The organism is Methylobacterium bullatum (assembly GCF_014845095.1).
GTDB classification, from domain to species: Bacteria; Pseudomonadota; Alphaproteobacteria; order Rhizobiales; family Beijerinckiaceae; genus Methylobacterium; species Methylobacterium bullatum.
Map to the genome: position 1 here is coordinate 1 of NZ_NKUG01000093.1, position 22,491 is coordinate 22,491.

The window sequence follows — 22,491 nt, forward strand, 5'->3', positions numbered from 1 at the left end:
TGGGCCTGACCCTCCAACCTGGCGGTTCGACGGGACTCTCGAATACGTGGTGCATCGCCCCCGTACAGCTCCACCACGCCCAGACCCGCACCCGAGGTGACCGCCCGTCACCGACACCGCGTCGATCATCTCCTGACGCACAGCGTCCGCCACCGCCTGAAGCTGGCTCTCGGGAAGCGCGCGAAGAGCAGACGTCTCGTCAAGCCCGTCGAGGATCGAGGTTTCTATCCGTGACAATGGCTCACTCACTTCTTTGAATCTGATATCGGATCGACAGGGCGCCCCACCTGCCGCTATCGGCTTCGGGCAGGGGCCGACGATCCTGGTGATGACAACGTTCCGCGCCGCGAGGTCGTCGCGCACTATAACGCCACTATCGGTCAATACCACGCCGACGTTGCAGAGCCGCTGACCGCTTCCCAAGCTTTTGAGCGTTCGAACGGCCACGGGAGTTAAGGATTTGCGGCCGATCGATCAATGTCGAAGAATGGCTTTTCCGCCATCGACGACTTCGCTGCGAGCCGAGATGAACTGCTTTCGCCGCCTGTCCGCACTACTGTCGATGGGGCTCCTGGCCTGTGTGACGCTTTGTCCTGAACCCTTAGTGGCCTCGCCGCTCTCGATCCCGGCGCCCGTCCTCGAATTGAAGCTGCCCTGCGACAGGCTCGACGGCTGCCGGAATCCAGGCTCGTCGCAGCAACCCGACCGCCGGGTCGAGCCGTTCGGCGGCACACTCGGCCGGCCCTGCGCCTATCGCTGGCGGCCGACGCCCTCGGGCACGCGCAAGGTGCGGATCTGCCATTGAGCATTCCGGTTCGGCGGAACGGGCGGCGCTCGGCTGCGGCATGCCTCCTCCTCGTCGGGCTGGCGTGGCCGGCGAGCGAGGGCGAGGCGGGGTTTGCCTGCGCCTCGATCTTCGCGAACGGACAGGAGCCGGTTCTCGTCAACCGTAAGCTCGCCCGCGAGACGACGAGCCTTTGCTACGAAGCCTTCGCGGTGCTGCATTCGGGCGTGTCGCGCACCCCCGTCTACGCTTCCGAACTCCTGACGCGGGCGAGCGTCGCCAAAGCGCGGACCGTCGACCGGACGGATTCCTTCCACGAGGAGGACCGCCTGCCGAATTCCGTCCGCGCCCGGCTCGACGATTACGTCCGGAGCGGGTTCGACCGAGGCCACATGGCGCCGGCCGGAGATATGCCGAGCGCGGCGGCGCAGGCCGAATCGTTCAGTCTCGCCAATGTCGTGCCCCAGGATCGTACCCTGAACCGGGGCCTGTGGGCGGCGATCGAGGAGAGCGTCCGCCGCCTCGCGGTCGCGCGCGGGCGCCTCTTCGTGGTCACCGGGACGATCTATGCGGGCAGCACCATCGATTCCCTCGACGGCCGCGTCCTCGTGCCCACCTCCCTTTTCAAGGCGGTCTACGATCCCGCGCGGAGGGAGGCGGCGGCCTATCTCGCGGCGAACCGGGCCGATGCCGAATGGCGGTCGGTCCCCCTCGGCGAACTGACCACCCTGTCGGGCATCGACGTCTTTCCCGGCCTCGTCGCGACGGCGATGGACCTGCCCGAGCCGCGCACCTATTCCAGGGGCGACACGGCCGGCGAGCGTCCAAAAGGGCGCATGCGCGAGGAACCGGGATTCGGCGAATGGGCGCTCGCAGCGCTTCACCGCATCGCGCGGCGCCTCCTCCGCGAGGTGCTGAGGTCGATCTTCTGACGATGCGGGGAAGACGGACATGAAGACGACGGCCGAGACGGAGGCGACTCCCCCGACCTTCACGCCCTTCGCGGACGACGCCACCGTGGAGACCATCGGGGGGCTCTCCGTGGAGAACGGGTCGGGGTCGATCGCCGTTCACGGCAGCCTCGACCTGCCGCGCGACAGGATGGGACTGGATCGCGCACGCAAGCTCAAGGCGGTCGCCGACGCGATCGTGGCCGCGCTCGAAGCCAGCGACCTGCCGGACGAGGCGCCGCGCGCCGCATCGAACTCCCGGACGGTCGAGAACCCGTTCGCGTGATCCGACGACGGGGCGGGCTCGGAAAGACCGGCCTTCGCCCGCTCGCGCAGCATACCCGTTCTTGCCGCTGACCCGTCGCCCTGATACTTCCAGCCATCGTCCGACGCGGTGCGGTTTCGAGGACGGCTCGCCGCCGTTCGACGCCGCCGCACGCGGGACGGCCCGGGCAGACCGGAGCAACGCGCGCCGCTTTTCATGGCGCGCGACCTCCGCGGCAAGGCCCACCCACGCCATTTCCGGCGGCCGATCCAGCGCCCCCGCGCCAAGCCGCCCCGCAACAGTCAAGGATACCGGACGCTCATGGCGCGCGAATTCATCTACCACATGAAGGGTCTCACCAAGACCTATACCGGCGGCAAGAAGATCTTAGACAACGTCAACCTGTCGTTCTATCCGGACGCCAAGATCGGCGTGCTCGGCATCAACGGCTCGGGCAAGTCGACCCTGCTCAAGATCATGGCCGGCATCGACACCGAGTGGACCGGCGAGGGCTTCGTCGCCCAGGGCGCCCGCGTCGGCTACCTCCCGCAGGAGCCGCAGCTCGATCCGAACAAGTCGGTGCGCGAGAACGTGATGGAGGGCGTCGCCGAGAAGCAGGCGCTGCTCGACCGCTACAACGAACTCGCCATGAACTATTCCGAGGAGACGGCGGACGAGATGACCGCCCTCCAGGACCAGATCGAAGCCAAGGATCTGTGGGAACTCGATTCCAAGGTCAATCAGGCCATGGAGGCGCTGGGCTGCCCCAGCGACGAGCAGCCCGTCGCCACCCTGTCGGGCGGCGAGCGCCGCCGCGTGGCGCTCTGCAAGCTGCTGCTCTGGGAGCCGGAACTGCTGCTCCTCGACGAGCCCACCAACCATCTCGACGCCGAGACGGTGAACTGGCTCGAAGGCCACCTGAAGCAATATCCCGGCGCGATCCTGATCGTGACCCACGATCGCTACTTCCTCGACAACGTCACCGGCTGGATCCTCGAGCTCGACCGCACCCGCGGCTACCCCTACGAGGGCAACTACTCGGCCTGGCTGATCCAGAAGCAGAAGCGCCTCGCCCAGGAAGGCCGCGAGGACATGGCCCGCCAGCGCGCCATCAACCGCGAGCAGGAATGGATCTCGGCCTCGCCCAAGGCGCGCCAGTCGAAGTCGAAGGCCCGCATCACCCGCTACGACGAGCTGGTGGCCAAGCAGAACGACAAGATCGACGCTTCGGCCCAGATCGTCATCCCCATCGACGAGCGGCTCGGCAACAACGTCATCGAGTTCGACCACCTCAACAAGGCGTTCGGCGACCGGCTGCTGATCGAGGACCTGTCGTTCAAGCTGCCGCCCGGCGGCATCGTCGGCGTCATCGGGCCGAACGGCGCCGGCAAGACGACCTTGTTCAAGATGATCACCGGCCAGGAGAAGCCCGACGGCGGCACCATCTCCGTCGGAGAGACCGTGCATCTCGGCTATGTCGACCAGTCGCGCGACGCCCTCGATCCCGGCGCAACGGTCTGGCAGGAGGTCTCGGGCGGCAACGACATCATCTATTTCAACAAGCGCGAGATCAATTCCCGCGCCTATTGCGCGGCTTTCGCCTTCAAGGGTTCCGACCAGCAGAAGAAGGTCGGCACGCTGTCGGGCGGTGAGCGTAACCGCGTGCACCTGGCCCGCACGCTAAAGGGCGGCGCCAACGTGCTGCTCCTCGACGAGCCCACCAACGATCTCGACATGGAGACCCTGCGGGCGCTCGAAGAGGCGCTGGAGGATTATGCCGGCTGCGCCGTGATCATCAGCCACGATCGCTGGTTCCTGAACCGCATCGCGACCCACATCCTCGCCTTCGAGGGCGAGAGCCATGTGGAATGGTTCGAGGGCAACTTCTCGGATTACGAGGAGGACAAGAAGCGCCGCCTCGGCGCCGATTCCCTCATGCCGAAGAAGATCAAGTACAAGAAGTTCTCGCGCTGACGACGCGGCCCGGTCCAAGACCGGGCCGTTTTCGTATGGCCGGCCCATGGCCGGGCGAGAGGCCGAGGCAACGATGCCGCACCGGATCGAGCTGGTAGCGGCATCGTTCTTGCCAGGCCATCCTCCAGAACTTCGCCCGACCTTCGCATAGACCGGCACGATTTCGGCAGGAGGCCCAGTGTTGAAGCAAAGATGATCGAAACGTTACCGATCTCGATGTCTTCGGATTTTCGCTCCGCAGAACGGAATTTCTGAGGGGGGCCGCCGCCGTATCGATAGAGATCGGCCTACGACGCTCGTTTCTACGTTAGGGTGTGGCTCGCGGGTCATAGGCGAGCCGTGGGGGAGGGGCTAATTTGACCTCAAGGTCAGCCCCCACGGACAATCCTCATCATGATCGCGAAGCTTCTTCTCGCCGGCACCGCCTCCGTTCTTCTGGCCGGCGCCGCTTCGGCCGCGGACCTTCCGCGCCGCGCCGCTCCCCCGGCAGTGTTCTCGCCCGTCCCGGTCTTCACCTGGACCGGCTTCTACCTCGGCACCCATAGCTCCTACGCCTGGAGCGACAATCAGACGATCCGCACCACCGGCAACGAGTTCAACACGCGCGAGAACGTGCGCCTGGACCGTCGTCCCGGCACCTTCCGCTCCGAGCAGGACGGCATCGGCAATGTCGGTGGCGGCATCGGCTACAACTACCAGCTCACCCCCGGTTCGGGCTTCGTCCTCGGCGTCAATGCCGACGTGACTTGGACGGACATCAGCAAGAGCTACGCCTATTTCGGCCCCAGCAGCACTGTGGGAGGCCCCCTCAATCCCGCTAACCTGCGCCAGCGCCTCGACTATCTCGGCACCGTCCAGGGCCGCATCGGCTACGCTTTCGACACGGTCCTGGTCTACGGCACCGGCGGTTTCGCCTATGGCAACGTCAATTACGGCGCCAACTTCTTCAACGGCGCCGGCGCTCTGGCCTATGCCGGCCGCTACAACGACATGGAGACCGGTTACGCCTATGGCGGCGGCATCGAGTGGGCGATCCCCACCGACAGCTTCCTCAACCGGTTCAACTTCATCGGCAGCTTCATCGGCGCCAGCGCCATCACGCTGAAGGCCGAGTACCTGCATTACGATCTCGGCAGCCGCAACGTGCTGGTGAACAACACGGGCCTCGGCGCTCCCTCCACCGGTTCCTACACCTCGCGGTTCAGCACCGAGGGCAACCTGATCAAGGCCGGCTTCAACTACAAGTTCGGCGGCCTCTGAAGTCACCGCCCGCCGGAGCGCACCGCGCCCCCGGCAAGCCAATTCGACGGTCAACGACATGGCTCGATCCTCTGGATCGGGCCATGTTCGTTTGGAAACAAGGCCATGATACCGCCGTGCCGGCCCGGGTGTAGCCCAATGGCGATGGCGGTCGTTCGAGACCGTTTCTCCAGCCGTTCGATAGGTCGCGCAGCCTATCGGCCGACCAGTCCAGCGAAGCCGCCCGCGCGATCTGTTTGCGACACGTATTCAGGCCTTCGCATTCACGCCCAGCGCAGCCCGCAAGTCGGCGCTGTCGATGAGCTTTCGCCCTTGGCTGGCCAGACGCGTGAGCAGCGCGCGGTCCGGGAAGTGGCAATAGGGCAGGGCCTCCGGCGTGATCCCCTCCTTCAGCGTGTCGGATGCGATCTCGTCCAGCACCCGGTCGAGCAGGATGCGCCCTCGCTCATGCAGCAGGATCGCGGCACGGGTGGCGGTGGTGCCGGACGGCAGGTCCGATGCTTCCTGCGCGAGGATCGCCCCCGCGTCGATGGCGGGCGTCAGGCGATGGATCGTGACTCCGAAGGCGGGATTCTCTTCCGCCAGAGCGTGGATCGTCGGAACCGGCCCGCGATGGCGCGGCAGCAGGCCGGGATGGAGGTTGAGTCCCCCGAGCGGCGCCAGCGACAGGGTCGCGGCCGAAAAGATCTGGTCGAAATGGAACGCGACGATGAGATCCGGAGCATGGGCCTCGAAGGCCCGGGCCGCGTCCGGTCCGTTGACGTCGTCGATCCGCAGGGTCGGAATACCGAGCGTTCGGCACAACGCCTTGAGCGGCGTCGCCGTGGTCGCGTCTCCGGCCCCGGTCAACCGCCTCAGCAGCCCCGATGCCGGAGCCAGCAGATCGGGCAGGCCGAAATTCACCGCGAGATAGGGCAGGAAAGCCGGGCCGGAGCGGGCGAGGTGTCGCCGGACCTGACCACTTAAGCCGCCGGAACTCGGACGCTCGGCATTCGACAGGCCGACGAAAGCGATATCCTCGGCGTGATCCCGCACGAACCGGCGTACGGCACGGGCATTCGGCAGGGCCTCCAGCACGAACAGGGCGATGCGCGGGCGGGTCATCGTTTGTTGCGTCCGACCTTGAACCGGAAGCCGCGCATGGAGCGGCGGCGCAGTCCCTCCGGCAGCAGGGCCGATCCGCGCGCCAGGGAGGCGAGGGGCTCGGGAAAGGCGATGATGTCGAGATCGCGCGCGAGGCCGCGCGCGATACGGGCGGCCGCCTCCTCGGCGCTCATCTCCATCGGGCGCCAGCCCTCGTAATCCCCGCCCATGGTGGTCTTCACATAGCCGGGCGTCACCACGTTCATCTTGACGCCTCGGGGGGCGAGCTTGGCGCGCAAGGCCAGGCCATGCGCGAGCAGTGCCGCCTTGGTGCCGCTATAGGCCGGAGCGTCGGGCAGGGGCGCGAAGGCGGCGAGCGACGAGACCAGGGCGATCTGGCCGCTGCCACGCGCCAGCATCAGGGTGACGCAGGGCAGGGCGACGTTCAGGGCACCGTTGAGATTCACGTCCACGGTCTCGAACGCCATCGCCTCGGTCTCGATCTCTCCGCCGGGATGGCCGCCATTGATGCCGGCATTGACGATGACGAGATCGAGGGGCGCGGCCGCGTGGGTTTCGCGCAGCCATTCGGCCACGGCCGGCCTGTCGCGCACGTCGAGGGAACGGATCGACACGGTTGCGCCGAGATCGCGGCACGCGGCGGCGACGGCATTCAGCCTGTCGATGCCGCGCGCATTGAGAACGAGGTGTGTGCCGGGCGCGGCGTAATGCCGGGCAAGGGCCGCGCCGATACCGCTCGAGGCACCGGTGATGAGGATGACGGGCATGGGCCTGTTCTAGAGCATCATTCCGGCAAACGGGAACCCGCTCTGGGAGGAGATCATGCCGTACCGATAACGGGACGCAGCGGCCTGCTCGGAATGAACCGAGGCGCGGCGATCGCTCAGTAGACGGGAGCGAGTTCTGGGGTTCTCGTCGAGCGTTCGCGGATCGCCTGTGCCGCCGCCAGGGCCGGGGCCGGAAGCCTGGATTCCAGCCGCAGGACGCTGCCGGCCACAGCCCGGTCGATGGACGGGCGGGAGAAGAAGCCGCCATTCACCTGGGTCCGGTGAAGGACGACACGGCGGAAATCCGCCATCAGCGCCATGTCCGGTGCTTCGGGCTTCGTCCAGAACGTGTCGAGGCCGCCCTGATGGGTCAGGCCGGGCAGGTTGTAGATCGCCTCGCCCGCGGCGACGGTCGGACGTCCGAGTTCGAGGGACAGCATCCCGACTGTGCTGTTCACGAGCACCACGCCCCGGCTGCCGGCGATGAGCTTGGGCAGGTCGCCGCCATCGATGAAATCGAGCCGCTCGTCCACACCGTGGCGCCGGGCGGAGTTACGGGCGTGCTTGCGCCAGTTCACCAGTCCACTGTCGAGCGGGTGGAGCTTGATCAGCAGTCTCGAGCTCTCGGACGCATGGGCGGCAAAGGATGCGATGACGCGATCCATGAACCCTTCCACCCCGAGGAAGGGCGAGTGGACACGGATCTGATAGTCGCTGTCGAGTTGCAGCGGCAGCAGGAAGTACTCCTCCTTGCGCGCCGCATAGATCTCGTTGAGCTCCCGTGCCTGGCGCCGCGTGCGGCTCCGGCCGGCGAACTTCTTGATCCAACCCACATATTCGGCCGCCACATGAATCGGCCGATGGCTACGGAAATGCGGGAAGAAGTAGGGAAACCCGATATTGGCGATGTTGTAGGCCACGTCCCAAAGGCTGCGGCGGGCCATGTCGCCGCTCGCCGGCATCGCGCGACCGGGCCGCGGCAGGCGGCGGGCGATGGCGCGGATCTCGTCCGCACAGCGGGGCAGCGAGGAATGGCCGTTGACGCCGCCGAGCTCACACGTGATCCAGTTCGGCCGCAGGTAACCTTCTTCGAACACATGGATGCGGATGCCGAAGGGCTCGGCTGCTTCGCGCGCGGCGACATGATAAGGACGGCAATCGCCGAACAGGACGATATCCGTCACGCCGTGCTGGACGATGTAGTCGGCGATGTAGGCGTCCCAGCCCTCGCGGGGGCCACGATAATTGTCCGAGCCGAGGCGCCAGAACAGCCAGTCGCCCGAGGAGAAATTGATACGTCGCACCTGATGGCCGCGCTTGAGCAGCGCCTGACCCAGATCGGCGAAGAACGGCGAGGCGATCCCCTGCAGAAACAGGAAGGTCGCCGGCCTCTCGCGCGTGATGTCTACGCGTGTCGGCAACATGCGGAAGTGCTTGCTCCTGCGCCCTAGGCGGGCGTGTCGAATGGGCACGTACGTCGCCCTCATTGCACGAATGGTGCAACGCGGCAATTGCGTAGCACGGCCTCGTCGATGGAATTCCTGGGGGCGTGATGTGTCGGCAACAAGGCGCCTTGTCGACCCCGTCGAACCCCGACACCGATGGTCCGTCGCGAGGCGAGATCGGATCGCCTGAGGGCGCGGATCGTCGTATGGGTGCCCCTCCCGAACCGGATCAGCGATTGCCGTTGCCCCATCTTTCGACGCCACCTGCCTCGGCCGCATCGATAGCGACAGGATCGCTACTCGCCGCGAGCCGGCCCGTCCGGGCCCTGCGGGCTGAGATCGAATCCGTGACGGGCCTCCGTTTCGGCCGGCGCTGGACGCCCGGGACGATCGGCGTGGTCTGGGGCCGGGGCGGCCTCACGGCGTCGAGCCTGCGGCTTGCCGGTCGCGCGATTCTCACCGTCGAACCGGGCCCCCTGCTCAGCCCCTACGATTCGCCGGCGACGGGACTGTCGACCCTGCGTCTGACGCTCGACGGCGCGCCGTTCGGGGGAGAGGCCGGGATCCACGCATTCGACCCGTGGACGCGCAGACCGATTTCGCTCGGGGAATGCCGGGACAAGGTGGCATGGCTGGAAGGCCGGTTCCGGGACAATTCCCGCCCCACCGTCCTCGTCGGCATCTCGCGCTGGAAGCGGCCGGCCCTCGATGTCTTCGTCGGCGGCCCGTCCGGGAAGCCCGTCCATGCCATGAACGCCGAGGATGCCGTGGCGAAGGCCAGGGCCGGTCGTGCCCGCATCCTCGCCTGGGCGACGCGGATGCCTGAACGACTGCCGGCGCTCTGCGCGGAACAGGGCATTCCCCTCGCGCGGATCGAGGATGGGTTCCTGCGCTCGGTCGGTCTCGGGGCGAGCCTGCAGCCCGGCGCCTCCATCGTGGTGGACGACAGCGGCATCTATTACGATCCCCGCACCGAGAGCCGCCTCACGCGCATTTTCAAGACCGAGGATTTTCCGCCCGAACTCGTGGCCCGGGCATCGGCCCTGCGCCGACTCGTGGTGGAACGGCGCCTGACGAAATACAATGTCGGCCTGTCCGGAGACGCATCGGGTTGGCCCGAGGACCGGCGCATCGTGCTGGTGCCGGGCCAGGTCGAGGACGATGCCTCGGTGCGGCACGGCTCGCCGCATGTCCGCTCGAATCTCGAACTCCTGCGCGCGGCCCGCGCCCGCAATCCGACGGACTTCCTCCTCTACAAGCCGCATCCCGACGTGGAGGCCGGGTTCCGGCCGGGCGCGATCCCGGATGCCGAAGTTCTGGCCCTGGCCGACAGGATCGTGGCCGGCCTCTCCATCGTCGATCTCCTCGACCGGGCGCACCATGTGGAGACGATGACCTCGCTGGCGGGGTTCGAGGCCCTGATCCGGGGCTTGAGCGTGGCGGTCCATGGCCGCCCCTTCTACGCCGGCTGGGGGCTGACCGAGGACCTCGCGCCCGGCGCCGACAAGGGGCGGCGGCTCGCCCTCGACGAACTCGTGGCAGGCGCGCTCCTCGTCTACCCGCTCTATCTCGACCCCGTGGCGATGAAGCCGTGCACGCCCGAACAGCTCCTCGACCGGCTGAGCGAGAGCCGCGAAGCGGCGGCGCCATCGAAGCTCGCCCTCAGCCGCCGGGCACAGATCGTCATGCGCCTGCGCTACGCCGTGCTGAACCCCATCGTCCGCCTGATCCGGGCACGGCGGGGGATCGGCAAAGGTGGCGACAAGGCATGACGATCCCCGCCGCTCTCGCCATGGCACTGATCGGCTCCCTCGCCATCGAGGCGTGGGACGGTGCGGGTCGCCGGCCCATCGGCCGTCGTCCCGCCGAATTGGCCCTGCGCCTTGCCGGCTACGCGCTGCTCACTGCTTTCTGGTTCTGCTTCTCGTGGCGTCCCTGGCTCGCGGCCTTCTCCTGCCTTCTCACCGTCGCGATCCTCGTCGTCGTCAGCCGGTTGAAACAGGCAGTGATCGGCGAGCCGTTGGTCTTCAGCGATTTCGCCCTGCTGCGGCAGGTGCCGCGCCATCCAGACCTCTACTATACGCGGCCGTTCACAGACCCGCGCATGGCCATCCCCCTCGGGGTAAGTCTCGTCGTCGTCGCCCTCTGGTACTGGATCGAGCCCACCGCCCTGCCCGAAGAGCCGAGCGTCGCCCTCGTCGCCCTCATCGGCTTGCCGTGCCTCCTCGTCGGACTGGCCTCCGAGCTTGGCACCGGACGTCCGGCGCAGTGGCTCGCCGCCCGGTTTCCCCGGCCCGATCTCGATGCGGATTGCGCGCGCTATGGGCTGCCGGCCACGATCATCGCCTATGCCCTGCGCTGGAGACGCGAACCGCCGCCGCCGGAGGCAGGCGACGACATCTCGCTCTGCCAGTCCGGCCCGGCGCCGGTGGTCGTCGTCGTCCAGCTCGAATCCTTCGTCGACCCGACGCGGCTCGGCGGGCCGGCCCTGCCGCTCATGGAGACGATCCGGACCCGCGCCTCGCGCCACGGCCGGCTGACGGTCCCGGCCCACGGCGCCTATACGATGCGGACGGAACATGCGGTGCTCACCGGAAGAGAGCCCGACAGCCTCGGATTCGGACGCTACGATCCCTATCTCAGCAACGGCGGCGACGAGCCGGCGAGCATCGCCCGGCGGGCGTTGCGGGCGGGATACGCGACCGTCTTCGTGCATCCCTTCCACCGCGATTTCTTCCATCGTGCCGAGGTGATGCGGCGGTTCGGCTTCGCGCGCCTCGTGATGGAGGAGGATTTTGCCGGTGCCCCGCGCATCGGCCCCTATATCGGCGACGAGGCCCTGGCGGCGCGCATCCTCGCGGAGGTCGAGGCAGCGACGACACCCGTCTTCGTCTTCGCCGTGACCATGGAGAACCATGGGCCGTGGAAGCCCGGCCGGCTCGACGGCATCGACGATCCGCTGGCGCAGTATCTCCACCACGTCGCCCATACCGGCCGGGCCATGGAGACCCTGATCGCCGGCCTCAAGGGGCGCGATGCGATCCTCTGCGTCTATGGCGATCACGCCCCGTCCCTGCCCACCTGCCGGCCGGGCTTCGGCGACACGACCACGGAGTATGCCGTTTTCGGGTTCGGGACCTTCCGTGACGGTCCACAGCGGGTCGATTCCACTGCCCCCGAGCTCGGCCGTTTCCTCCGGTCACTCATCAAGGGGTGATCGGCAGAGCGACCGGGATCGGCTATCGCCTCACCATCGTGCTGACACGAACGTGACCGAGGCGGACCCGCGCATCGTTCCGACAATGCGATAGTGGAACGATCGTTAAACGATCGAAGAGATTTGGCGCTATCAAGGGTGGACCGTTCGTGACGACCGGCCTCGCACCGGCCGGCACGGCTGGCGACCGAGACCGGCGCTGACGGACGGTTCGTATCCGCCGACCGACACGTGATCCGACAAGACACTCGTCGTGGGGGCGGGTCTGAGGAGAGTTCGATGTTACCCAAAGCCACGCTGGCCATCGCCATCGCCGTCACGGTGTCGGGCTGCAACGCCTTCCTGCCCGCCGCCGGTCCGTCGACCTCCGCCGTGGTGGAAGGAAGCGATCAGGCGACGAGCGAGGGGACCTTCGCCCGCTATGAGTTCATCGAGGTGAACTCCGCCGTGGTGGAGGCCTTGCGCGGACGCCCCCTCGACAGCCTGCTGTCCTCGTTCGGTGACGGACGCATGCCCTCGGAACCGGTGATCGGGATCGGTGACGCGGTCGCCGTTTCGGTGTTCGAAGCTGGCTCGGGGGGCCTCTATTCCGGTCCGCTCACGGTCAACTCGATGTCCGCGGGCTCGAAGGCGGCGCAGCTGCCCGAGCAGATCGTCTCGCGGGACGGGGCCATCTCGGTGCCCTATGCCGGCCGGATCAAAGTCGCGGGGCGCCGTGCCCAGGACGTCCAGGCGCTGATCGAGACCGAACTCGCCGGCAAGGCGATCCAGCCGCAGGTCATCGTCACCGTGAGCCGGCCGGTCTCGCAATCCGTCACCGTCGGGGGTGAGGCGGTGGGCGGCGCCCGCGTCCCGCTCGGCACCCAGGGCGATCGTATCCTCGATGTCATCGCCACGGCCGGCGGCGTGAAAGCCCCGGTCAGCGAGACCTTCGTGCGCCTGTCGCGCAACGGCAGGACGGCAACGGTGCCGCTGACCACCGTGGTGTCGAACCCCAAAGAGAACATCTACCTGCGCCCCAACGACAACCTCACCCTGGTGCGCGATCCCCAGACCTTCCTGGCCATCGGAGCACTGGGCACCTCCAACGAGATTCCGTTCCAGGCCGAGGGCATCACCCTGGCGCAGGCGCTGGCCAAGGCGCGCGGCCAGAGCGACGCCGATGCTGACCCCACCGGCACCTTCCTGTTCCGCTTCGAGCCCGCCCCGGTGGTGCGCCGCCTGAAGCCCGGCAGCCCGCTCCTCGGCACGCCGCTCGTGCCGGTGGTCTATCGCTTCGACATGCGCGACCCCAACAGCCTGTTCCTCACCCAGGCCTTCCGCATGCGCAACCGCGACATGATCTACGTGTCGAACGCGCCGTTCACCGAGGTCAAGAAGGTCCTCTCGGTCTTCGCCGCGGCGTCCCAGCCGATCACCACCGGCGTCCGCGTGGGCGGCGCTTTCTGAAGGGTGAGCCCCGTAGGGGCAGGACGGCGGATCGCTCGACCGATACGCGCGGCCCTCGCGATACGGGGGCTTCTGCGTCGCGCCATCCGGCCGATGGTGCCGGCCTCAGGATCACACTCGTCGCGGGTGATGCCGCGCCGCCTGCCCGGCCAAGCCGGCCAGGATGCTCTCAGGGCTTGCCGCGCTTGGCCATGAGCTGCTCGATCAGCGAGCCGCCCTTCTCGATCTCGGCGAGTTCCTCGGCCACGGCCGCCACCGTCTCGCGGATCTGCTCGGGCGTATGCTCGGAGGTGATGAAGAAGCGCAGGCGTGACGAGCGCTCGGGCACCGCCGGGTGGATGATCGGCTGCACGTTGATGCCGCGCTTGTACAGGCGGTCCGACAGGGTCACCGATTTCAGCGAATCCCCGACGATGACGGGAATGACGGCGAGGCCGAGGCTCGTGCCGGTATCGAGCCCGTGCTTCCTGGCGCAGGACAGGAACAGGTGGCCGTTCTGGCGCAGGCGCTCGACCCGATGCGGCTCCGCATGCATCAGGGCGAGCGAGGCTTCGGCGGCGGCGGCCAGCGGCGGGGACAGGCCGACGCTATAGATGAAGCCGCCGGCGGTGCATTTGAGATACTCGATCAGCGCGGCCGGCCCGGCGATGTAGCCGCCGCAGGAGGACAGCGTCTTCGACAGCGTGCCCATCCAGATGTCGACGAGGCGCGGATCGACGTCGCAATGCTCGGCGAGGCCGATCCCGCTCCGGCCGAGGACGCCGAGGCCATGGGCGTCGTCCACCATCAACCAGGCGTCGTAGCGCTGCTTCAGGGCGATGAGGCCGGCGAGATCCGGCGCATCGCCGTCCATGCTGTAGAGACCCTCCACCACGATGAGCGCACGGCGGTGCTCGTGCCGGGTGGCACCGAGCAGGGTCTCCAGGGCGTCGAGATCGTTATGGGCGAAGGAGCGGCGCTGGGCGCCCGAGAGCTGCGCCCCGGTGACGATGCTGTTGTGGCTCAAGGCGTCGTGGAAGATCACGTCGCCGGGTTCGAGCAGGGCGCCGATGGTGGTGACGTTGGTGGCGTGCCCGCTCACCATCACCACGCAGGCTTCCGTCTCGTAATGCTCGGCCAGCGCCTGTTCGAGGCTGAGATGTCCGGGCCGCTCGCCAGCGACGATCCGGCTCGCCGAGGCCGACGTGCCGTACTCGTCGATGGCGCGGCGCGCCGCCTCGCTCACATCCGGGTGCCCGTTGAGGCCGAGGTAATCGTAGGACGAGAAATTGATGAAGCCCTTGCCGGCGATACGCGTGGTGGCGCCGGCCTTGGTCTCGTGGACCCGGAAGAACGGATTGCCGAGGCCGATCAGGTCCGCGGCCGAACGCTGCAGCCGCAATTCCCGGTAGCCGGGCAGGGACTCGAACTTCTGCACCGAGGCGTCCGTCGTCTTCGCCTCCGGGCGCGGGGCGGCCTGACGGCTGGCGTTGCGGCCGAGGCGATTGGTGACGAAGCCCGCGAGTGCCGCGCGGCCACCGTCGGGACGGGGTGGGTTGGACATACGGATAGGGTCTTCCGGTTGCGGATCACGAGGGCTGGCTCGGGCCAGCCCTCCTTTACGGCAGGATTTCTACGGCAGGATTTCTTTGATCTGGAGGCTGTTCTGCTCGACGAGCTCGTGGAACGGCTCGAGGGTGCGCACGTCGACGCCCTCGCTGGCATGGCGCTGGGCCAGACTCATCACCGCCGCCGACGCGTCGTCCACGGGGGCGGCCACCGACTGGATCAGGGTCTCCGCCAATTCCACCACGGTCAATCCCGAGGAGATGCCCGAAGGCGGCGCGTCGAGGGCGAAGCGCTCCTGCAGGCTGGCGCCCAGTTCCACGCCCATCAGCGAATCGAGGCCAATCTCGGAGAGATGGCGCACGCGGCTGATATCGTCCTTGGGCAGGCGCAGGATGCGGGCGATGTCCTCGACGATGGCGTCGGAGACGGTCTTGCGCACGGCATCGAGGTCCTGGCTCTTGAGCAGGCCGCCGATATCGATGGTGGCCACCGTGCCGGCTTCCGCCTGCTGGTCCGAGCCGAGGTCGCCGTAGCTCGGGGAGCGCATGGTGGCGAGGCGCTCGCGCGCCTTGCCCCAGTGCATCGACGCGATGGCGAGGACGGCATCGTCGGGTGACGAGCCCTGTCCTTCCAGGGCCTCGGCCATGAGATCGAGGGAGCGGCGGGCGTCCATCGGCGTGACGCCGACACGGCCCGCCAGGGTCTCCATCACCGCGCGGTTGCGGGCGAGCACGCCGACATCGCCGATGGCGCCCCAGGCGACCGCGAGGGCGGGCAGTCCCAGCGCGCGGCGACGACGGGCGAGGCCCTCCATGAAGCCGTTGGCGGCGACATAGGCGCCCTGTCCCGGATTGCCGATGAAGGTCGTTGCCGACGAGAACAGGACGAAATAATCGAGCGACCGGCCCCGCGTCGCGGCGTCGAGATGCTCGGCCCCGACGACCTTCGGGCGGATCACCGCGTCGAGGGAAGCGGCGTCGAGATTGGCGATGAGGCCGTCCTGCAGCACCATCGCCCCGTGGATCACGCCGGCGAGCTTGCGGCCGCCGCTTTCGACCTCCTCGATAAGGTCGTCCACCGCCCGGCGGCTGGTGATGTCGCAGGCCATCGCGGCGACGCTGACGCCGCGGACCGCGAGATCGGCCACCACCTGCTTGGCTTCCGGACTCGATGCGCCCTTTCGCCCGACGAGCACGAGGTGACGGGCTCCCCGGTCGGCGAGCCACCGGGCCGCCTCGATGCCGAAGCCGCCGAGCCCGCCGGTGACGACGTGCACGCCCTCCGCCGAGACCCGGAAGTCGGACTTGCGCTCGACCACGATGCTGCCCGGCTTCGGCGGGGCGATGACGATCTTCCCCACATGCCCGGATTGCTGCATCAGCCGGAACGCGTCCGAGACCTCGTCGGCGGTGAAGGGCTGGAACGGCAGGGGCTTGAGACCGCCTTCCGTGAACAGGGCCATCACTTCGCGGAACAGGCGCGCTCCGTCCTCACCCTGGTGCTGGAGCACCTGATCGAGGTCGACGCCGAAATACGACAGGTTCCGGCGGAACGGCCGCAGGCCGATATGGGTGTTGGCGACGTAGTCGCGCTTACCCAGTTCGATGAAGCGGCCGAACGGCTTCAGGCAGTTCAGGCTGCGCTCCATCGCCTCGCCGAACAGGCTGTTCAGCACCACGCCGACGCCATCGCCGGTGATGCGGCGGACCTCGTCGACGAAGGCCAGCGAGCGGGAATCGAGGACGTGCTCGGCCCCCAGCGCCTTCACGAGCGCCCGCTTCTCGCGCGAGCCGGCGGTGGCGATGACGCGCGCGCCCTTCAGCTTGGCGATCTGCAGGGCGGCAAGACCGACGCCGCCGGCGCCGCCATGGACCAGCACCCACTCGCCGCGCCGCAGGCGGGCGCAGCTGACGAGGCTGTAATAGGCCGTGAGGAAGGCGACCGGCACGGTCGCCGCCGCCTGCGGGTCGAGGCCGGGAGGGCTCGGCGCCACGACGAGTTCGGGCACGACGATGTGAGTCGAGAAGCCCGACTGGGCGAAGGCGACGACGCGATCGCCGACCTTGAACGCCGCGGCGCCCTTGCCCACCGAAACCACACGGCCGGCGACTTCGAGACCCAGGCGCGGTCCGGCGAAGCCGTCCTCGAGGATCTCCTCGGGAAGCATCGACAATGCCCAGAGCACGTCGCGGAAATTGAGGCCGGTGGCCTCTACGGCGATCTCGACCTCGCCGCGTCCGGGAGTGCGCCGCTCGGCCGGCCCCCAACGCATGTCGTTGAGACCTCCCGTGGCGCTGCGCTCCAGCTGCGCGGCCGGCGCGGGCACCGCATCGACGGCAGGGCGGCGCGAGAGTTGCCCCGGCGAGAACCGGATTACGCGGGTGGCATCGACGTCGAGGACGATCTCCGTCTCGGGGGTGCCCGACAGGATCACGTCGCGCAGGCGCTCGGAGGCGATCTTGGTCGGCATCGCCTCGGTGAGGTCGATGCGGCGGATGTCGAGATTGGCCACCTCGTTGGCGAGGGTGCGGGTGAAGGCCCAGAGTCCGGCTTCCACCGCGCCCGCCCCGTCATGGCGCGTCGCACCGGGACAGACGACCCAGAGACGGGTCTGGCGCGTCCCGAGATGCTCGACGCAGCGCTTGAGGCCGAGGCAGCGCTCGCGCAGCCGGTCTGCGGCTTCGCCGCCGGAACTGAAGGCCCCGGCGAGGAACACCACCGTGTCGGGGGTCTCCCGTTCGAGTTCGAGCAGGGACTGCTCGGAATCGAGGATGATCGAGACGTGGACGCCGGCGGCGACGAGGAGCGTCGCCAGCGAGGAAGCGGTTTCGGCGGCGAAAGAATCCCGCGATCCGATGATGAAGGTGAAGGTCTGGCCGGTGGCGGCCTTGGCCCGCACCGGCGCCTCGGCGAGGAAGAGAAGATCGTCGCCATTGGCCGAGGCGGCCCGGTCGACGGCGATGCGCACGAGGCCGGTATCGCTGAGCGAACGCTGCCAGCCGGTGATGTCGTCGAGGCGACCCAGCGGCATGCCGTCCACGCTCTCGAACCAATCCGGCATCAGGCCGAAGACGAGGTCGCGGAACAGCGACGCACCCGGTTCCACAGCCAGGAGGAACCCGCCGGTGGCGAGGGCATCGGCGACCTTGCCGAGGAGACCGCGCTCGGATCGGTGCAAGACGTTGCTCGCCAGGATCGCGTCGAAGCCGCCCTCCGTCAGATCCACCTCGTCCTCGATCACGGTGACGCCACGGGGCAGGGCGAGGCGAGCGCGCTCGGCGAGGCGCCGATCAGTCTCGAACACGGTGAGCTGGGCGGCGATGCCGTCGGCGATGGCGGCGGCCTGCGCGGAGAGCGGCCCGAACCCGACCTGGAGAAGGCGCAGCGAGCGGTCCTTCGGCAGGTCCGCTCGTGCTCCCTCGCAGACAGCCGCGATGACGTCGGACGATGCGCGGGCGGTGGCGCTGCGCAGGACAAAGGCGTCGAGGGCGTTCTGCGACAGGGTCGGCGGACTGGCGAGTTCACCGGCCACGAGGCGAGCGACCACGGCGCCGAGATCCGCGGTGAGCACCAGCTCGGCGGAGAGTTCGGGATGGTCGGCCGCGATCCAGCGCATAATTTCGTCGGGCGCGGGCAGGGTGACGTCCTTGCGCAGGGTCCAGCGCGTTCCGTCGAGGGTGGCGAGTCCGCTGCTCTCGAGGGCGTAGAGGGCGTTCAGCAGCCAGGGCCGCATCGCCTCCGGCACACGCTCGTCGATGGCGACGGTGCCCGAGCGCTGCAGCCCCTCGGCCATGCGGTAGGCCAGCGAGGTGGCCCAGCCTTCGAGGAGGAGATGGCCCGGCGAGAGGGCCGCATCCGCCGGGGCGAGGGCACCCTTGATGCCGGGCCGGACGGCATCGGCGATGCGGGCACGCCGGTCGAGGGGGATCGCGGTGGGTTCGGTGGCGAGTTCGGACCGCTGCGCGATGGCATAGGCGGCGAGATCCTGACCGGACTTGGTGCGCAAGGCCTGGAAGCGGCCTTCGCGCAGGGTGGCGATCACCTCGCCCGCCTCGTCCACCAAGGTGAAGTCGGCCAGGATGCTTCGCTCGTTGCAGCGCCGGGTGCGGATCATCGCCCGCGCGATGACCGCGCCCGGCCGGATCAGCCTGATCTCGCCGAAGCGCACCGGAACGTAGGCCTTGGTCGAGCCCTCGCCCATCAGGTCGGCGAAGAGCAGGATCAGGCCGTGGAAACAGGCGTCCAGCCGCGCCGGCACGAGGCCGAACCGGAGATCGGCTTCGGCCGGCTTCAATTGGGAGACGATGGTCGTCTCGTCCACGCGTGCGCTGAGGGCGACCTGCCGGAAGCTCGGCCCGAAATCGAGGCCGGAGGCGGCGGCGAGGCAATAGAGCCCGGCACCCTCGACGGCGTTCTCGGCCGGGATGTCGATGTCCTGCCGCGGCCGGGCGGCGAAGGTGCCGTCCACGACCTTGGCGGAGGCGTGCAGCTGCCAGCCCGCCTGGGTCAGGCGCGGCCGGCTCAGGATCTGGATCTGATTACCGCTGCCGGAGAGCCGAACGGCGACCTCGCGAAGTGCCTCCTCGGCGAAGACCATCGGCGACAGGATCTCGAACTCGGCCAGCACGACGTCGTCGCTGCGCATGGCTTCGCGGGCGACGCCCAGCGCCATCTCGATGAAGGCCGCACCCGGCAGGATCGCCTGGCCATCGATGCGGTGATCGTCGAGATCGGGCACCGTGGCGATGTCCACATGGCCGAGCCATTCGAGCCCGTCCGGCGACAACCGGGAACCGTAGAGCGGGTGATAGACACGGGCGGTCGCCGCACCGACGCCTTCCGATGTCTCGGACAGGCGGAAGGGCCGGCGCTGCCACGGATACGACGGCAGGGCGACGTCGCCCTTCGGGTTCTCGCCGAAGACCACCGCCTCGTCGACGGCGGCACCGTGGACGAGGGCCGAGGCCAGGGCGCGGGCGAAGGGGTCGCTGCCGACGGGCTTGTTGGTGAGAACGCCCACCGTGGCGTTCTCGATGCCGAGGGGCTCGATGCAGTCGCCGATATGCGGCAGAAGGGTCGCACGCGGACCGACCTCGACGAAGATCCGGGCACCCTTGCGGGTCGCTTCCTGGACCGCATCGGAGAAGCGCACCGGCTCGCGGATGTTGCGCCACCAATAGCCGGCGTCGAACTCCCCCCCGGGGAGCACCGTGCCGGTCACGGTGGACACCATGGCGATAGCGCCGGGATGAGGCGTGAGCCCGGCAAGATCGCGCAGCAGCGGCTTCTCGGTCGGGTTCATCAGCCGGCCGTGGAAGGGATAGGCGAGGTCGAGCTTGCGACCACGGCGGCGCTTGCGCGCCAGCGCCTTCATGGCCGCGTCGATATCGGCGACGGGGCCCGCCACGGTGACGGCCTTCGGGCTGTTATAGGCCGCGATGTCGAGGCTCGGATAATCCTTGAGGAAGATCTCGATCTCCTCGACGGGCGCCAGCAGCACGGCCATGGTGCCCAGACCCCGCGTCGTCTCCTGATGCTGGCTGCGGTAGAAGATGACCTTCACCGCCTGTTCCAGGCTCAGGATGCCGGCACCCTCGGCGGCCGCGATCTCGCCGACGCTGTGGCCGAGGACGAAGGAGGGGACGAGGCCGGCGGCCTTCAGGGCCGTGGTCGAGGCACTGGAGATCGCGAAGATCAGGGGCTGCGAGACCCGGGTGAGGACCATGCGCTCGGCGAGGTCCTCGGCGAACAGGGCTTCCTTCAGCGACCAGCCCGAGATCTCGGCGAACAGGACGTCGATCCGGTCGAAGGCGGATTGGAAGGTGGCGCTGCGCTCATACGCCTCGCGGCCCATCCCGACCCATTGGCTGCCGTTGCCGGAATAGACGAAGGCGACCTCCGCATTGCGGTCCACGGCAGTGCCGACGCGGGCAATATCGGTCTCCTCGGCATCGGCGACCGCGCGCAAGGTGGCGGGCAGGTCGACGTCGAGGGGCATGGCGAGGCGGGTGGACAGGCGCTCGCGCCGATGGGCGGCGGCGGCGGCGATGCGCACGGTCTGGGCGTCATCGGCCTGCTCGAACCGCTCGGCGTAGTCGAGGGCGAGTTCGTTCAGGGCCGCACGGCTCTGGGCCGAAAGAAGCAGCAATTCGGGCGGGCGCCCGGCATCGCTCGCGGCGGGGGCCGGCGCTCCGTCGGTGAGGACGATATGGGCGTTGGTGCCGCCGAAGCCGAACGAGTTGACGCCGGCGAAACGCTCGCCGCGGCCACGCGGGATCGCCAACGGCGCGGTGACCACCGAGAGATTGAGCTTGGTGAAGGGGATATCGGGATTGAGCTCGGCCGCGTGAAGCGAGGGCGGCAGCAGATCGTGCTCCAGGGCGAGACTTGCCTTCAGAAGACCGGCGAGCCCCGAGACCGGCTCGGTATGGCCGATGTTGCTCTTGATCGAGCCGATCGGCAGCGGCTCCTTGCGGGGACGTCCGATCTTTCCGCCGATGGCGCCGGCCTCGATCGGATCGCCCACCGCCGTGCCGGTGCCGTGCGCCTCCACGAAGGCAACCGCGTCGAAATCGATCTCCGCCTCGCGGTAGACCTGTTCGAGCAGGGCACCCTGTGCGTAGCCGGAGGGCAGGGAGATGCCGGTGGTCCGGCCGTCGGAATTCACGCCGCTCGCCGCGATGACGCCGCGCACGGTATCGCCGTCGCGGGCCGCCTGACGCGCCGATTTCAGCACGAGAACGACGCCGCCCTCGGACCGGACATAGCCGTCGGCATTGGCCGAGAAGGCTTGGCAGAGCCCGGTGCGCGACAGCATCTGCGCGTTGGAGAAACAGATGAAGTTGAACGGGCTCGCGAGCAGGTTCACGCCTGCCACCACCGCGGTGTCGATCCGGCCGCTGGCGATCGCCGCGACGGCGGCATCGAGCGCCACGAGGGAGGAGGAACAGGCCGTATCGACGGTGAAGCTCGGCCCCTTCAGATCGTAGATATAGGAGATCCGGTTGGACAGGATCGAGAGCGTGTTGCCGGTCGCCGCATAGGCATCGCCCGACGACGTATCGAGGACGCGCAGGTTGCCGTAGTCGAGGGACGAGGCGCCCACGAACACGCCGATCTGCGACCCCGCCACGGCGGAGGGACGCAAACCCGCATCCTCCAGGGCCTCCCAGGTCAGTTCGAGGAGAAGCCGCTGCTGCGGGTCCATCTGCTCGGCCTCGCGCGGCGAGATGCCGAACACGCCGGGATCGAACGACCAGATGTCGTCGAGAACGCCCGCCGACCACGTGTAGCTCTTGCCGCGCTCCTGAGCGCGCGGGTGACCGAACCGCTCCAGCGACCAGCGATCCTCAGGGATGCGGCCAACGGCGCATCGTCCTTCGCTCAGAAGCTGCCAGAGGCCGTCGACGCTGGCAGCGCCGGGCAACCGGCACGAACGGCCGACGATCGCTATGTCTGTACGTTTGATCACGTTCGATTCGCACACGCTCTTGATCGAGGAAACCACCGTCTCGCACTCGCAACGGACCGGCGACCCTGTGATGCATAATATGCAGCCGGAACCGTGTCCAACCCATGGCAGCTTTGCTGCAGCACGGAGGCCAGGCAGACATCAGGATACGGGCAGTCTCGAGGGCTGATATAAATCACACACCCTGCATCAGACACGTCGACGATAGAACATTCCAATCATCGATCCCGCCAGAAGCATACGGACCAGATCGATCA

The 22,491-nt window shown here is 68.2% G+C and carries 13 protein-coding genes and 1 pseudogene; 8 read left to right on the forward strand and 6 right to left on the reverse strand.

Going from position 1 to position 22,491, the window contains the following annotated elements; all coding sequences use genetic code 11:
* Positions 1-237: pseudogene (locus tag MBTS_RS14130) on the reverse strand (1-deoxy-D-xylulose-5-phosphate synthase N-terminal domain-containing protein); the annotation flags it as partial.
* Between the two features lie 367 nt (positions 238-604).
* Between MBTS_RS14130 and MBTS_RS14135 the strand changes: the two are divergent.
* From MBTS_RS14135 to MBTS_RS14155, 5 genes are all read left to right on the forward strand, one after another.
* The gene (locus MBTS_RS14135; protein ID WP_147830345.1) at positions 605-805 is read left to right on the forward strand and encodes a hypothetical protein; all 201 of its coding nucleotides are present in this window, start codon (positions 605-607) and stop codon (positions 803-805) included.
* A complete protein-coding gene (locus MBTS_RS14140; RefSeq protein ID WP_147830347.1) occupies positions 802-1,716 on the forward strand; it encodes a DNA/RNA non-specific endonuclease in 915 nt (304 codons plus the stop codon). The genes MBTS_RS14135 and MBTS_RS14140 overlap by 4 nt, the downstream gene beginning before the upstream one ends.
* Before the next feature lie 19 nt (positions 1,717-1,735).
* Positions 1,736-2,020 (forward strand): hypothetical protein, encoded by a 285-nt coding sequence (locus tag MBTS_RS14145; protein ID WP_147830349.1) that lies wholly within the window; start codon positions 1,736-1,738, stop codon positions 2,018-2,020.
* A 300-nt stretch (positions 2,021-2,320) separates the two neighbouring features.
* On the forward strand, positions 2,321-3,973 hold the full coding sequence (gene ettA, locus MBTS_RS14150) for an energy-dependent translational throttle protein EttA (RefSeq protein ID WP_026176022.1): 1,653 nt from the start codon (positions 2,321-2,323) through the stop codon (positions 3,971-3,973).
* 393 nt (positions 3,974-4,366) lie between these two features.
* Entirely contained in the window at positions 4,367-5,233 is an 867-nt protein-coding gene (locus tag MBTS_RS14155; RefSeq protein ID WP_147830351.1) for an outer membrane protein, read from the forward strand.
* A 249-nt stretch (positions 5,234-5,482) separates the two neighbouring features.
* On the opposite strand, the gene MBTS_RS14160 is transcribed toward MBTS_RS14155, so the two are convergent.
* From MBTS_RS14160 to MBTS_RS14170, 3 genes are all read right to left on the reverse strand, one after another.
* A complete protein-coding gene (locus MBTS_RS14160; RefSeq protein ID WP_147830354.1) occupies positions 5,483-6,337 on the reverse strand; it encodes a formyltransferase family protein in 855 nt (284 codons plus the stop codon).
* Entirely contained in the window at positions 6,334-7,104 is a 771-nt protein-coding gene (locus tag MBTS_RS14165) for an SDR family NAD(P)-dependent oxidoreductase (RefSeq protein WP_147830356.1), read from the reverse strand. The genes MBTS_RS14160 and MBTS_RS14165 overlap by 4 nt, the downstream gene beginning before the upstream one ends.
* Before the next feature lie 116 nt (positions 7,105-7,220).
* A complete protein-coding gene (locus tag MBTS_RS14170; RefSeq protein ID WP_147830357.1) occupies positions 7,221-8,528 on the reverse strand; it encodes a capsule biosynthesis protein in 1,308 nt (435 codons plus the stop codon).
* Between the two features lie 302 nt (positions 8,529-8,830).
* On the opposite strand from MBTS_RS14170, the gene MBTS_RS14175 reads away from it, so the two are divergent.
* From MBTS_RS14175 to MBTS_RS14185, 3 genes are all read left to right on the forward strand, one after another.
* Positions 8,831-10,321: a capsular polysaccharide export protein, LipB/KpsS family gene (locus tag MBTS_RS14175; RefSeq protein ID WP_308444977.1), complete on the forward strand. Its 1,491-nt coding sequence runs from the start codon at positions 8,831-8,833 to the stop codon at positions 10,319-10,321.
* Entirely contained in the window at positions 10,318-11,766 is a 1,449-nt protein-coding gene (locus MBTS_RS14180) for an LTA synthase family protein (RefSeq protein ID WP_192215902.1), read from the forward strand. Before MBTS_RS14175 ends, MBTS_RS14180 begins: the two co-directional genes overlap by 4 nt.
* 279 nt (positions 11,767-12,045) lie before the next feature.
* Positions 12,046-13,215 (forward strand): polysaccharide biosynthesis/export family protein, encoded by a 1,170-nt coding sequence (locus MBTS_RS14185; protein ID WP_018044376.1) that lies wholly within the window; start codon positions 12,046-12,048, stop codon positions 13,213-13,215.
* A gap of 169 nt (positions 13,216-13,384) precedes the next feature.
* Here the strand turns inward: MBTS_RS14185 and MBTS_RS14190 are convergent, their stop codons facing one another.
* Both MBTS_RS14190 and MBTS_RS14195 read right to left on the reverse strand, forming a co-directional pair.
* Entirely contained in the window at positions 13,385-14,758 is a 1,374-nt protein-coding gene (locus MBTS_RS14190; RefSeq protein WP_018044375.1) for an aminotransferase class I/II-fold pyridoxal phosphate-dependent enzyme, read from the reverse strand.
* Between the two features lie 69 nt (positions 14,759-14,827).
* Positions 14,828-22,234: a type I polyketide synthase gene (locus MBTS_RS14195; RefSeq protein ID WP_192215903.1), complete on the reverse strand. Its 7,407-nt coding sequence runs from the start codon at positions 22,232-22,234 to the stop codon at positions 14,828-14,830.
* Positions 22,235-22,491 lie beyond the last annotated feature (257 nt).